Below are 12,625 nucleotides of genomic sequence, written 5' to 3' on the forward strand. Positions count from 1 at the left end.
TTTACCGATCTATTTTTTGAGTATTACATCAATGAGAAAAGAAGCCCGCCAGAATCGGCAAGCTCTTATTGGTTTAAATGGTTGTTAAACTCATGTGTAAAGCGGTCAAATGCTTCCTGACCTGAAGCCGTTCGTTTAAAAACGCCTGCATGGCTTAAAATATTGGAGAAGATCAACCCAACCTCATGACGCAATCGTCCCTGTACATTCGATGAATTCAGGTCTGAATACTTCTTAAGAAGAGAATCAGCCCATGTAACATGTTTCTGAATGCGATCATCTTGCTTAATACTTTCTAGCGGATTTTCACTTATAAGAGATTCACCAAGCAAGTGAAGCTCTTCTTGTAATCTACCAGGAAGCACAGCTAGCCCCATTACTTCAATTAAACCGATATTCTCTTTTTTTATATGATGCACTTCTCCATGGGGGTGAAAAAGTCCCATTGGATGCTGTTTCGTTGTTCGATTGTTCCGGAGTACAAGATCAAGCTCATAGCGCTCGCCATTTCGACGAGCTATAGGTGTAATCGTGTTATGAGACTCATTACCTGTAACCGCGCGAACATCAACACTCTCATCACTATATCCCTTCCAGAATTGAAGAATCGCATCAGCCAGTTCACCAAGTTCATCTCGATCGTTGCTTTGAAGTCGTAGCACAGACATCGGCCACTTCACAATGCCTGCCTTCACGTTCGGATAAGCTGATAGAACGACGTTTCGCTCCATCTCTGCTTTCGCCATCGGGAACTCATGCTTCCCTCCCTGGAAATGATCATGACTTAATATCGAACCGCCTACAATTGGTAGATCAGCATTCGAGCCGATAAAATAATGAGGAAACTTGCCAACAAACTCTAGTAGTCTGTCAAACGTACCTCGTGAAATTTTCATCGGCTCGTGTTCACCGTATAACACAATCGCATGTTCGTTATAGTAAACGTAGGGAGAGTACTGCAAATACCACTGTTTCTCTTCAAGGGTTATAGGGATCATCCTAAGATTTTGTCGCGCAGGATGAGTTAATCGTCCCGCATACCCTTCGTTCTCTTTACAAAGCAGACACTCAGGATAGCCGCTTGACTTCATCGTTTTGGCTGCCGCAATCGCTTTCGGATCTTTCTCTGGTTTAGAAAGGTTGATCGTGATTTCCATCTCACCATACTCTGTTTCCGTAAGCCAGTCTTCATTTTTTGCTATGCGATCGGTACGAATGTAATGAACGTCTTTTGAATATTGATAAAAGTTAGCCGTTGCTGCTTCAGGGCCGGCATGTTCATAAGTCGCTTCAAACTTCTCAATCACTTCTGAAGGTCGCTCGGTTAAACACCCCATAATTTTTGTATCGAGCAAGTCACGATAAGTTACCGTATTTTCTATTAGTCGATCATGATCATATGCCCAATTCAGGATGCGATCTAAAATAGAAACAGGGCTATCTGGAATATCCGCAGGAACATCACTTGTATCGATCTCCTCAAGCTGAAGAACTTCTAGAATTTGATTGCGAACATATGATAAATCCCACTCACGAAAAAGATGTTTATTCAATCCGTATTGGAGGAGACGGTTAATCTCTTGATCGATGTTCGTCATGGTTTCTCTCCACTCCTCTCCAGAATTACAGTGCTTCCGAAAGCTGATTTATTTCTCTTGCTCCTGCACCTATTTCCACAACGTAAAATTCAGGTGTTAAGCCCGTTTTCTCTTTATATGTTTTCGCTACATTAGTTTGGAATGATGTTAAAAATTGATCCTCCACAATGCTGATCGTACAGCCACCAAATCCTGCCCCAGTCATCCGAGAGCCAATCACACCTTCTTCTGACCATGCAGCTTCTACTAAAGCATCAAGCTCAAGACCAGTTACTTCATAGTCATCGCGCAAGGAAACATGTGACTCATTCATTAACTGACCAAATGCTCCAATTTCTCCAGCCTTTAAACGTTTAGCCGCTTCAATCGTACGAACGTTTTCATAAACTGCATGTTTCGCACGTTTCTGATCAATCAGATTTGTGATGTGGTGTTTATGCGCTTCAAACGAGTCAATTGTTAAATCACCAAGTGATTGAATCGAAACATGTTCTTGAAGCTCGGCGAGTGCCCGCTCACATTCAGAACGTCGCTCATTATATTTTGAATCAGCAAGCCCTCTTCGTTTATTCGTATTTGCAATAACGAGTGAAGCTTTTTCTAGAACTACCGGGCTGTATCTATAAGCAAGCGTGTTGCAATCAAGAAGAACCGCTGCTTTTTCTTTCCCCATCCCAATGGCAAACTGATCCATGATGCCACAGTTTACGCCTACAAATTCATTTTCAGCACGCTGACTCATCTTCACCATTTCTACCATCTCAAGATGAAGGTGATTTAGTTCATTTAATAGAACAGCCGTCGCAAGTTCGATTGACGCTGAAGACGAAAGTCCCGCTCCATTCGGAATGTTTCCAAAGTAAAGGACATCAAATCCGCTAACGTCATAACCTGACTCCTTAAAGATCGAAACAACGCCTTTCGGGTAATTCGCCCAATCATGTTCAGCATCATACGCAAGACTTGTTGAATCAACTGTCATCACACCTTGCGTTTTGAAGTTCAGCGAATAAAACCGAATAAGATTATCTTTTCTTTTCCTAGCAACGGCATAGGTACCAATACTAAGCGAGCATGGAAAAACATGTCCCCCATTATAATCCGTATGTTCGCCAATTAAATTGACGCGCCCTGGCGAGAAGAAGCTTCTTATCTCGCCACCTTCTCCATACACCTCTCGAAATGTTTCGTATAGGGTTTTCATTAATTTCACCCGGCCTCGTTTATTTACTGCTCTTCCGCAGCTTCAGTTTTGTCGACATCGTCACTTTTTTGGCTACTTTCCTTCTCAATAGACGCTCCATCAAAAGGCCAACAGCCGTTTCACCCATCAGTTCTGTGTACACTTTGACCGTACTCAAAGCAGGATAAACATACTTCGAAACGCTAATGTCATTCACTCCAATTAAGCTAACGCGATCAGGAACAGCTACGCCGTTCTCATGAAGAGCGCGGAGACACCCAATCGCCATTGTGTCATTTCCTACAAAGAACGCAGTCGGTAGCTTCTCTCCAAGCTCTTCGATCGCACGATTCATAAGGGAATAACCATCATCTACCGTAAACGATCCTGTGTACACGTAAGATTCATGATCCTGATCACGTTCCGTCATATAGCGCTTGAACGTGATTTCGCGTTCATCAACAATTTCAGCACTAGCATCTCGAAATGTTTCTCTGCCACCAATGTAGCCAATTCTCTCATGACCTTTACTCGCAAAATAATCGAGCACTTTTTTGGTCGCCTTTTCAAAATCAACGACAACCGCGTCGTACTTTTCATTGTCTGGATCATAGTCAACGAATACGATATTAGGGGTGACTTTATTTAATGAAGCTATTTCTTGACTACTAAATTTACCTACGGCTATCATGCCCTGAATGTTTTCTTTTTCTAATTCATCATAGTTATCTTTAAAAATTTTCACGAGTTCAAGCCGCTCTTCCTGACAGCGCTGCTCGACTCCTAGTCGAATCGACATGTAATACAGGTCATTCAACTCTTCCTTTTCGGTATACCAATGGATAATTGCAATTTTCGGTGTTAGTGATTTTTTTCCGCGTTTTTTACTATAGGAAAGCTCTTCTGCCACTTCGAAAATCCGCTTTTTCGTATCATCTGAAACAGATAACGTTTCATCGTAGTTAAGGACGCGTGAAACAGTCGATGGTGAACATTTCACTTTTTGTGCGATGTCCTTAATCGTTGCCATGGTCATCATCCTTTTTTATTCTGCTTTTAAATAAAACACTTTCGATTGAAAGTCACCACCGCGCTCAGCTTGCTCGCCATTCGCTCCATTGAACTCAACCGGAAGCGGAATGCCGTGCTGCATCAGTTCATCTCCGAAGTATGTCTCCTCATCGACGTTATAATGACGATCAGGAGCTAAACCTTTTAATTTCACAAACTGATTGGTGCGTGGATTCGGAGTGCTTGATGATTTATACCAGCCAACAAGCGCTTCATTTCGATTCGACGAAACGACCATCCAGGCCGTTTCATTGCTTTCAAATGGACTTTGTAAGCGAATGAAATCACCATCACGGACAAGCTGTCGAAATGACTGGTATCGTTTAATTTGTTCTTTTACAATTTCTTTTTCTTCATCAGACAGGGTTGAAGGATCCAATTCATAACCAAAGGTTCCAAAATACGCAACATCTGCCCGCATTGACAGCGGAGTTGAACGAAGCGTTTGGTGGTTTGGTACGGCTGATACGTGAGAACCCATGCTATAGATAGGATAAGCGATAGAGGTACCATATTGGATTTTCAGACGCTCCACCGCGTCTGTATCATCACTCGCCCATGCTTGTGGGGCGTAGTAAAGGAGAGCCGGATCAAAACGACCACCGCCGCCCGCACACGATTCAAACAGTACATTTGGAAACTCTGATGTTAACCGTTCATAAAGATCATAGACACCGAGAATGTAACGATGGAAAAACTCTCCCTGGTGCTCTAAACCTGCAGAGTAGGCCTCCGTAATGTTCCGATTCATATCCCATTTAATATAATCCAGATTCGTCGACTCAATGATCGTTTTCATTCGTCCGAAAATATAGTCCACTACTTCTGTACGCGTATAATCAAGTACGCGCTGATTCCGGCCAAGCGTAAAGTGCTCACCTGGAATACCTACAGCCCATTCAGGATGCTCTCTGTAGAGCTCACTATCAGGACTAATCATTTCAGGCTCAAACCATAAACCAAATTGCAATCCCGTTTCCTTCACTTTTTCAGCTAGAGAGGCAATGCCATCTGGGAGTTTGTTAAGATCAACCGTCCAATCTCCTAGTGAAGATCGGTCATTGTTTCTCTTCCCAAACCAACCATCATCAAGGACGAAAAGTTCAACACCAAGTTCTTTTGCCTCTTTCGCAAAATGAATAAGCTTCTCTTCATTAAAATCAAAGTAAGTAGCTTCCCAGTTATTAATTAAGACAGGACGCTCTTTCTTTTTCCACTGTTCACTAATCAACTGATTGCGGTAAAGATGATGGAACGTTTGGCTCATCCCGTTCAATCCTTGATCAGAGTAAACCATAATCGCTTCTGGTGATTGGAACGATTCACCGGGACTAAGATTCCACTTAAAACCAAGCGGATGAATACCAAGCTGCGCACGTGCCACGCCATAATGATCAACTTCCGTTTGCGCTAGAAAATTCCCGCTATACACGAACTGGAATCCAAACACTTCACCCGTATGTTCTGTTGCATCCATTGTTTTTAGTGCAAGAAATGGATTGTGATGATGAGAGCTTGCTCCACGTATACTCGAAACGGACTGAATGCCCTGCTCTAATTTCCTCGTTTTCACATGACGCTCACGGGCCCATGTTCCTGAGAGGTGCACCATTTCCATATCAGCATAAGGAAGATCAACAGACAGTGACATCATTCGATCAATGGATAGCTCGCTATCTGTGTTGTTAATAAGACGCGCGTTCCTCGCAATCACAGATTCATTTTCAAAAATCGTGTAGCTGAGATGAAGCTCAACCTTCTGATACTTATCCTCCAACACAATAAGTAACGTCTCCGCTTCTTGCGCATTCGCATAAGTGGCCGGCAAACCTTTCAAGCGAGGCTTCCCTTTCACTTGCTCATGTGATCTATAAACAAAGTTCGCTATAGGCTTTTGACCTGCTAACACCATAAAGGCAGGCTCTCGAAAATCTCCTTTTCCATAGGCCGGGTACTCCTGCCTAATCGTTTCAAGCGAAAAAGCCGCGTCGTTCTCATATGAATGACAGCTAGCCGGCGTTGGATTGTTCGTGTTCTGAAAATGACCATAATCACGATCAGGACGAAGCGCTTTTCCGAAATACAAATGACCGAGCTGACCATTTTTTAAAATATGAAAGATGTAGCTGATCTTTCCATTTGTTAGATGAAACTGCTGTTGGTTAATCAGAATGCTCATTGCCATCGATCCTTTATCCGAGTTTAGGTTCGTTCACTAGTTTTACGCTGCTTGCAGTATGTCCTTCTAATTCCAGAACGACAATTTCATTTGTACCTTCATTTAACAGTGGACCTGGCAAGTAAAGGCGCTGCTGTGGTCCCATCGTTTGCCAGTAGCGACCAAGACTAAAGCCATTAATATAAACATTCCCTTTTGTAAACCCTTCCAAATCAACAAATGTATCATAGCATTGATCAGCATGAAATTCGCCTTTGAAATATTTCGGATAACGTTCTCCTGATGAATACGTCTTCGGTAAACGATCTCCTTCAATTTTAATCATTTCCCAGTCAAACCAATACTGGTTGTTTAGCCAGAGATTCTGCACAATCCCCTTCTGGTCAGATAGATGTTTTCCATAATTCACTCTTCCAAGGTTTTCAACAAGTATTTCAAGAGCATTTACTTCATTCGGAAACGGGATCATAACCGATTTTGACTCATCATTTACTGAAATCGTCGCCTCATGTTTCCCATTGACGTAAAGAAAAGCTCGATCATGAATTGGCGTTGTATCAAGCTCAAACGTTCCAGTGTCGTTAATCGACGTTCGATAAAGCGTGTAGCCGAAACTCTGATCAATCTTCTCCATGCTCCGTGGTGCAACGTGCTCTACCCTGGTTCCTACTTCTTGGAGAACATCGAACAGGCTTGCGCTCTCCACTAGCTTCACTTCTCCATAGCTTTTCGTCTCAACTTTAGAAACGTCTTCAATCGAAACGTCTGCTACGCTTTTCAACACCTCCGCCATTGCGAGATACTTGTCTGTCACGTCGCCCCATTCTGTTAAAAGCGAATCGTAGTCATAGCTAGTAATCGTCGGAGCATATTTTTCGTAATGATTCGCACCGTTATAGAAACCAAAATTTGTTCCACCGTGGAACATGTAGAAATTCACAGATGCGCCCATATCCATTAACTTCTGGAACACTTCCGCTGCTTCCTTTGCGTCACGTGTATGATGCTCGCCGCTCCAGTGATCAAACCAGCCGATCCAAAATTCCGCGACCATTTTAGGTGAATCAGGTTTTATCGCTTCAAGTGCCGCAAAGGCTTCTTCTGGCCTTGAGCCAAAATTCAGCGTCGTTATGACATTATCCATTGAACCTTGTTTAATGAAATCCGGTCCGTCTGATGTGAAGTAAAACGTATCAATGCCATGTTTCTCGTACTGTTCTTTATGAAACTCAAGATAGTTCTGATCGTTGCCATATGCGCCATATTCATTTTCAATTTGAAAGGCAATCACCGGACCGCCGTTCTTTTGTAAGAAAGGCTTCAACCGTGGAAGAAGGTCATTAAAGTATTCCTCTACATGTTTTAGAAAAGCAGGATGACTACAGCGAAGTGCCATGTCATCTTCTTTTAGTAGCCAAGAAGGAAGTCCCCCCATTTCCCACTCTGCACAAATATAAGGAGAAGGACGAACAATAACATAAAGCCCAACGTCCTGTGCTTCAGCTATGAACCGCTCCACATCAGCCATTCCTTCAAAATGAAACTGACCCTTCTTCGGTTCATGAAAATTCCATGGTATATACGTTTCTACTGTATTCAGTCCAAGTGCCTTCAGCTTCTGAAGGCGATCTCTCCAATACTCAGGGACAACTCTGAAGTAATGAAGACCTCCTGAAAGAATTTGGAAGGGTTCGTCATTTAAGTAAAAGTGGTTCTTTCTCGCTTCCAGCATAACAGCCTCCTACTATTTCAAGGCGCTTCCGAGCATACCTGAAATAAATTGTTTTTGCAGTGTTAAGAAGAATGCAATGATCGGAACAGTCGCTAACGTAACGCCCATCATCACTTGACCGTAGTCGATATAAGAGAGTCCCATTAAGCTAGATAGCGCAACAGGGAATGTGTACATATCGTTCGTATTCAATACAACGAGCGGCCACATAAAGTTGTTCCACTGCGTCATGAAAAGGAAGATCGAAGCAGCTGCTAAAGCTGGTCGCATCGATGGAATGACGATCGAGATAAAGATACGCGTTTCGCTTGCGCCATCAAGACGTGCTGACTCCATCAACTCTGTAGGGAATGCCAGGAAGTTCTGTCTTAATAAGAAAATCGCAAATGGGAAGCACAATTGCGGTGCGATAACTGCAAAGTACGTGTTTAATAGATTAAAATCAGACATCATTTGGAACAACGGTATCAGTGTTGCCTGGTAAGGAATCATCATGGAAAGCAAGAATGCAGTAAAGATGAACTTTTTCCCTTTGAAGTTGTACTTCGCTAGAACGTAGGCTGCGCTCGCACAAACTGCAAGGGAAATCACTACATAAAGTCCTGAGACGAAGAGAGAATTAAACAGTACTCTGAAAATACCAATTGACTCATTTAGATTGGTTAAGTTCGTCATAAACTGATCGCCAGGTAAAAGCGTTGGCGGGTTCGTAAACATTTTACTAGAGTCGTTCGTCGCCCCGATAAACATCCAGTAGAACGGGAAGATCGAAACAACAAGGAAGATGCTTAGTAGCGTATACATCCAAACGGCTTTTAGCTTATTTTTCTTTTTCTTAGGTTTCTTTTGTTGCCTTTGAGCAAGGGTGAGTTTATTCGTCGACTGTTCAATTACCTCAAGGTTCTTAGCCATTAATCATCACCTGCTATCTTAAATTGGATAATGGAGAGAATACCAACCATCACAACAACCGCGTATGCAATTGCGGAAGCGTAGCCGAAATCAAAGTATTCAAATCCACTCTGGTAAATATAAAGTCCAAGGGTCATCGTTGAATCCGCCGGTCCACCGCCTGTTAAGTTGAATGGCTCGTCGAAAAGCTGAAGCGTTCCGATGGTTGACAGAATACCTGCAAAAAGAATAACGGGTTTTAGTTGTGGAACAGTAATGTAGAAAAATTGCTTAAACTTATTCGCTCCATCAAGAGAAGCGGCTTCGTATAAATCTTCTGGAATGTTTTGAAGAGCTGCTAAGAAAATAACCATGTTATATCCTGTCCATCTCCACGTCATGGCGATAATGATCGAAGCCTTTGCCCAAAACGGATCAGATAACCACGGAATTGCGGTAATCCCAATGTAGCTTAATGCCGTGTTAATAATTCCTTCTTCTTGAAGCATGATCGAAAATAAAATCGAGTAAGCTACAAGCGATGTGACAGCCGGAAGAAAGAATGAGACGCGGAAAAATCCTTTTAGCTTTAACAACTGGTTGTTCAACACGTTGGCTAGTACCATTGCAAGAATGATCATAACTGGGACTTGAACAACAAAGATAATGAATGTGTTCTGCATCGCCGTCCAGAAAATATCATCATTCCAGAGACGCGTATAGTTTTTCAATCCTGCAAAAACGTATTCTCCACCAACTCGTTCCTGAAAACTGAGAACGAAGGAAGCGATAATCGGATAGACGGTAAATGCTAGGAAAAGCAGAATGGCCGGAGCTGCGAATAAATATGGAAAACGTTTCGCTCGATTCATGAATATCCCACCTTAACATGACAGGGGTCGAAATGAATCAACCCCTGATGATTTCTGTAGCTTATTGAATACGGTTTTTCAAACGATCTTCTGAAGCTTTTAATGCTTCTTCAATGCCTTTACCGTTCGCAATTTCAGATTGCGCTTTAACAGCTTCATCCTTCGCTACGGCATAGTCTCCTGTGTAGTTAACAGCAGGAATGCTATCCATTTCGTCAGCAAGTAGACTCCAGATCGGCTGATTGTTAAAGAACTCAACTTCTTTTGTAAATGCCTCGTTACCATAAATCGTGTTTAGTGAAGGGAACAAACCACCTTCCATTGCAGTTAATTGAACATCTTCATCTGTTGAGAAGAATTCCATAAAATCATACGCTAGATCAGCATTGTCGCTTGCACTAGGAATCATGTAGTTACTTCCGCCCAAGTTAGATGCGCGATTGCCACCTTCTTCAAACGCCGGTAGCTCAATTAATCCCCATTTTCCTGAAGTATCCTTGCCCTGCTGAGTGATCGAACCGTACAACCATGCACCCGATGGAGCTGTCGCAACATCTCCACTAGTCATAGCGCTAATCCATGCGTCCCAACCTACTGTTTCTTTAACTAGTCCTTCTTCATTTAGATTCTTTTGTACTTCCATTGCTTTTTTTGACTCTTCTGAAGTGAGGGCTACATTTTTCTCATCGTCAAAGTAGAATGTGCCTTGCTGATTGAGCATCATACGATAAAGACCGTCATCACCGTTCAGATCAAGACCAATCATTGCTTTATCCGTTTTTTCTTTAATTGTTTTACCAGCTTCGATATAGTCATCCCACGTTTTAATATCTTCCGCATTTACGCCAGCTTCTTCAAAAATATCGGTGCGATAGAAAACTCCTGTTGGTCCACCGTCAAACGGGAATCCGTACATGGCGCCGTCTTTTGAAACAAGCTCTGTCTTATAAGACGGGAAGCTCTCTTTCATTTCGTCAAATCCTTTATCGGAAACGTTTACAAATGCGTCCGGAAAAGCACTCATATAACCTTGAACGCGGTCATCTTCCACAAGAACGATATCTGGTAAACCTTTACCTCCTGCTTGAAGACCAGTTGTTAACTTCGAGTAAACATCGTCAGTACCCATTTCAACAACTTCTAGTTCAAAATCCGGATTTTCTTCTTTAAATTTCTCGGCTGCTTCTTCAAGCACCGGTACATTAATATTCCAAGCCCAAGCTGTTACTTTATTGCTATCGCCTGATCCTTCACTATCATCTCCACCATTCCCACACGCCGCAAGAAACAGACTTAAGACAAGCATCATACTTATACTAACTAGACCCGTTACCTTCTTCATCGACTACCCCTCCAATTAATTACTGAAAACTTTCAAAATTCGTAATGAAAGCGTCTACACTTATTAGAATAGTCGAAGAGGTAAACATAGTCAAGTAAACTTTTACTAAAAGTTTACTACTTTATTTACTTAACAATTAATGGAAGTTGTTACACAAGAAGAAAGTGTCCATCTATTACGGACACTTTCTTCTTTTTGTCTTTATAGGGGGTCAGGTGCGTACCTGACCCCCGCACTATTATTGAATCCGATTCCTCAACCGATCTTCAGCCGCTTTATAAGCCTCTTCAATCGATTTCTGACCATTCATCACTTCGGATTGTGCTTTGATTGACTCATCACTTGCAAGCGCATAATTACCTGTATAGTTCACAGAAGGAATATCATTCATCTCGCTTGCAAACAGCTCCCAGATTGACTGATTGCTAAAGAATTCCACATCCTTTGTGAATGCATCATTTTCATAAATCGTGTTCAGCGTTGGAAATAAACCATTGTCCATCGCCGTTAGCTGTACGTCATCACTAGTAGTAAAGAATTCCATGAAATCGTAAGCCATATCCTGATTCTTGCTCGCGCTTGTAATCACATAGTTACTTCCACCAAGGTTCGCTGCACGGTTTCCATCTTCTTCAAACGCCGGAAGCTTAAACACTCCCCAGTTACCTTCTGTGTCTTTAGCTTGCTGTGTAATAGAACCGCTCAACCACGCGCCAGAAGGAGCCGTCGCAACATCACCTTGTGCCATTGCACTAATCCACGCGTCCCAACCCACTGTATCTTTAACTAGTCCAGCTTCTTTCATCATTTGTACTTTTTCTGCCGCCATTTTAGATTCTTCAGAAGTGAAGTTCACATTCTTTTCATCATCAAAATAGAATGTTCCTTGCTGCGTCATCATCATACGATAAAGACCGTCATCACCATTCAAATCAAGGCCAAGCATTGCTTTTCCTGTAGCTTCTTTGATCTTTTTCCCCGCTTCAATAAAGTCATCCCATGTCTTAATATCATCGGGATTTACACCAGCTTCTTCAAAGTAATCTGTTCGATAAAAAACGCCCGTTGGACCACCATCAAATGGGAAACCATACATTGCATCTTCTTTTGAAAGAAGGTCTGTTTTATAAGTAGGAAAGCTATCCTTGCTTTCATCAAACCCCTTATCAGATACATTTACGAACGCATCGGGGAATGTTTCCATATAACCCTGAATACGATCATCCTCGACAAGTACGATATCTGGCAACCCTTTCCCTCCAGCTTGAAGGCCAGTCGTTAATTTCGAATAAACATCTTCACGACCGAGTTCCACAACCTCTAGTTCAAAATCCGGATTTTCTTTTTTAAACTTCTCTGCCGCTTCTTCAAGAACTGGAACATTAATGTTCCATGCCCATGCTGTCACCTTTTTACCATTACTATCTCCGTCTCCCGCCGACCCTTCACTTGAGCTATTATCACTAGAACAAGCACCGAGAACTAACATCAGAATAAGCAAGAAACTAACTCGACCGATTACCTTTCTCAAAATAACCCCTCCTGTTTGTTTACTAAAAAACACCGAACAACATAAATGAAAGCGCATTCATATTTATAGATTAAGGTACAAAAGGACTATAGTCAAGTAAATATTTACTGATTAATTTACTTTTTGACGGCTATATTCTTTTCATTCTGCCTCATGTATTTTAAGTTTTTGTAAAATATTGAAGAAAAGCAAATTTCAAAGGTATAAATGCTATAGTATTAGGTGG

The 12,625-nt window shown here is 42.0% G+C and carries 9 protein-coding genes; all 9 read right to left on the reverse strand.

Translation table 11 applies throughout. The annotated features are described in order from the left end of the window. Window positions 1-65: 65 nt before the first annotated feature. The 9 genes from galT to AC0VYV_RS19345 all read right to left on the reverse strand — a co-directional run bounded on the left by galT (window position 66) and on the right by AC0VYV_RS19345 (window position 12,399). On the reverse strand, window positions 66-1,598 hold the full coding sequence (galT, locus tag AC0VYV_RS19305) for a UDP-glucose--hexose-1-phosphate uridylyltransferase (RefSeq protein WP_475368009.1): 1,533 nt from the start codon (window positions 1,596-1,598) through the stop codon (window positions 66-68). A gap of 25 nt (window positions 1,599-1,623) precedes the next feature. Continuing rightward, window positions 1,624-2,802, reverse strand: a complete 1,179-nt coding sequence (locus tag AC0VYV_RS19310; RefSeq protein ID WP_475368010.1) for a galactokinase — start codon at window positions 2,800-2,802, stop codon at window positions 1,624-1,626. Between the two features lie 19 nt (window positions 2,803-2,821). After that, window positions 2,822-3,811, reverse strand: a complete 990-nt coding sequence (locus AC0VYV_RS19315; RefSeq protein WP_283153541.1) for a LacI family DNA-binding transcriptional regulator — start codon at window positions 3,809-3,811, stop codon at window positions 2,822-2,824. Between the two features lie 15 nt (window positions 3,812-3,826). Next, window positions 3,827-6,031, reverse strand: coding sequence for an alpha-galactosidase (locus AC0VYV_RS19320; protein WP_475368011.1), 2,205 nt, complete (start codon window positions 6,029-6,031; stop codon window positions 3,827-3,829). 13 nt (window positions 6,032-6,044) lie between these two features. Continuing rightward, window positions 6,045-7,763 (reverse strand): glycoside hydrolase family 35 protein, encoded by a 1,719-nt coding sequence (locus AC0VYV_RS19325; RefSeq protein ID WP_475365915.1) that lies wholly within the window; start codon window positions 7,761-7,763, stop codon window positions 6,045-6,047. A gap of 12 nt (window positions 7,764-7,775) precedes the next feature. Next, window positions 7,776-8,567 carry a carbohydrate ABC transporter permease gene (locus AC0VYV_RS19330; protein WP_475367522.1) on the reverse strand — a complete coding sequence of 264 codons (792 nt, stop codon included), beginning with the start codon at window positions 8,565-8,567 and terminating at the stop codon, window positions 7,776-7,778. A 107-nt stretch (window positions 8,568-8,674) separates the two neighbouring features. Continuing rightward, window positions 8,675-9,526, reverse strand: a complete 852-nt coding sequence (locus AC0VYV_RS19335; RefSeq protein WP_159785293.1) for a carbohydrate ABC transporter permease — start codon at window positions 9,524-9,526, stop codon at window positions 8,675-8,677. Between the two features lie 61 nt (window positions 9,527-9,587). Then, window positions 9,588-10,868 carry an ABC transporter substrate-binding protein gene (locus tag AC0VYV_RS19340; RefSeq protein WP_430243389.1) on the reverse strand — a complete coding sequence of 427 codons (1,281 nt, stop codon included), beginning with the start codon at window positions 10,866-10,868 and terminating at the stop codon, window positions 9,588-9,590. A 238-nt stretch (window positions 10,869-11,106) separates the two neighbouring features. Then, window positions 11,107-12,399: an ABC transporter substrate-binding protein gene (locus tag AC0VYV_RS19345; RefSeq protein WP_475365916.1), complete on the reverse strand. Its 1,293-nt coding sequence runs from the start codon at window positions 12,397-12,399 to the stop codon at window positions 11,107-11,109. Between the last annotated feature and the right edge of the window lie 226 nt (window positions 12,400-12,625).

The organism is Anaerobacillus sp. QJM3NY_17 (assembly GCF_056173665.1).

Bases quoted from the DNA above. Each gene is read 5' to 3' on its own strand.
- galT (WP_475368009.1), bottom strand. From the start codon at position 1,598: ATGACGAACATCGATCAAGAGATTAACCGTCTCCTCCAATACGGATTG.
- AC0VYV_RS19310 (WP_475368010.1), bottom strand. From the start codon at position 2,802: ATGAAAACCCTATACGAAACATTTCGAGAGGTGTATGGAGAAGGTGGC.
- AC0VYV_RS19315 (WP_283153541.1), bottom strand. From the start codon at position 3,811: ATGGCAACGATTAAGGACATCGCACAAAAAGTGAAATGTTCACCATCG.
- AC0VYV_RS19320 (WP_475368011.1), bottom strand. From the start codon at position 6,031: ATGAGCATTCTGATTAACCAACAGCAGTTTCATCTAACAAATGGAAAG.
- AC0VYV_RS19325 (WP_475365915.1), bottom strand. From the start codon at position 7,763: ATGCTGGAAGCGAGAAAGAACCACTTTTACTTAAATGACGAACCCTTC.
- AC0VYV_RS19330 (WP_475367522.1), bottom strand. From the start codon at position 8,567: ATGTATACGCTACTAAGCATCTTCCTTGTTGTTTCGATCTTCCCGTTC.
- AC0VYV_RS19335 (WP_159785293.1), bottom strand. From the start codon at position 9,526: ATGAATCGAGCGAAACGTTTTCCATATTTATTCGCAGCTCCGGCCATT.
- AC0VYV_RS19340 (WP_430243389.1), bottom strand. From the start codon at position 10,868: ATGAAGAAGGTAACGGGTCTAGTTAGTATAAGTATGATGCTTGTCTTA.